Here is a 1,424-nt window from a genome sequence, read left to right as displayed (position 1 = left end):
ATGAACTCCATCCTCTCAAGGGTTGGAGCAGTCACCGATCTCGGGGCGATTCACACCAACCGTCCCACCAACCGTCCCACCAACCGTCCCACCAACCGTCCCACCAACCGTCCCACCGACGAACCCGTGCCCGGCCTACCCGCGCACCAACCCGTTCGCTAACGAGGTCGTTGGAACCCGCGGTGGCAAGCAGTGCTGGACCTACATCGCCAGCGGCGACTCCGTCACCTCCGCCCACAACCAGTGGGCGTCCGGCATCCCCAACCTCCGCAACCCATGCCCGAACACGACCCGCGGCGCTGCAGGCACCGGCAACGAGCCGAGCTTCAGCTATGCGTTCCGCGTCTTCCACGGCGCAGCGAAGTTCGCCGGCGGGAATTACTACAACTACGCACGGACCGGGTACACCACCGGTCACATGCGCTTCGCCGGACCCGGCACGACCGACGCGTGCGGGAACATCTGGGGGAAGGGCGCATCGCCATTCGGCATGGTGCTGGCCACCGCCGCCTGGGAGCAGTCGCAGCAGCGAAAGGTCGCCTGGGTGACCACCGGGGGCGTGAACAACACCAACTGGTCGACGATGCTCGGCGAGTACGTGATGTGCAGCATGGCGCACGCCGCCTGGCGGTACTCCTATTGGATCAACATCACCCCCAACGGTGCCCCGACGCATCGCATGGACGGCTCGGCGCGAGACATGGCAGCCCTCGACCAGCTGCTCGCCCGGGGCGGCAGCTGCACGTTCAGCTTCCCCTTCTACGGCGCAACAACGGTGAATGTGCCGGCCTTCGACCTGCCGACGACCGGCCCGGGGATCACCGCTGACGTGAGCGCCATGGTTGCCGGTGCAGTCGCCGCCAAGCTCGACCGCATCATCTGGGTGGGGTACTACGACATCTCCCCGGCTGTCGTCGAGGTTCCGGGCATGATCCGTGCGACGATGACGGCCCAGGGCTGGAGCCCGACGGCGATCGAGCTCTTCATCAGCACCATGGCCAGGGCCGGGTTCCCGGCGACGTTCCCCATCTCACGCAACGCAGCTCAGACGGCGACGCTGCGGGCCAACCTCACTGCGCTGAACACGGCCATCTGCAACGGTGTCGCAGCAGGTCAGCGCGGCGCCCCCGCTGGCACGGTCACCTGCACCACCTGGCAGATGGCCGGATTCGCCGTGCCCGGTGACATCCAGCGCACGGTCAAGGGCGGCATGCCCCATCCCTCCAGCGCAGGCCACGCCAAGTTGACCACCATGGTGCTGCGGCTCGTCTGATCCTCTCGAGCCCCCGGCGGTGGGCCGATGATCGGTCGTCTCGATCGATCATCGGCCCACACGCGGGTTCACCTTCTCGCCCGCGTCTGCGGACTTCCTCGACACGGTGGATACTCGCGGGAGCGACGTCGCCGTCCGAGCCGATCCGAGG

At 67.3% G+C, this 1,424-nt stretch carries 1 protein-coding gene; it reads left to right on the top strand.

The genetic code is table 11. From position 1 onward, the window contains the following. Positions 1–22 precede the first annotated feature (22 nt). Positions 23–1,273, top strand: coding sequence for a hypothetical protein (locus tag ADBZ5U_RS16370; protein WP_526811957.1), 1,251 nt, complete (start codon positions 23–25; stop codon positions 1,271–1,273). Positions 1,274–1,424 lie beyond the last annotated feature (151 nt).

This window comes from Mycobacterium sp., from assembly GCF_040398885.1.
Taxonomy (GTDB): Bacteria; Actinomycetota; Actinomycetes; order Mycobacteriales; family Mycobacteriaceae; genus Mycobacterium.
This window is presented reverse-complemented; position numbering and strand designations above follow the sequence as displayed.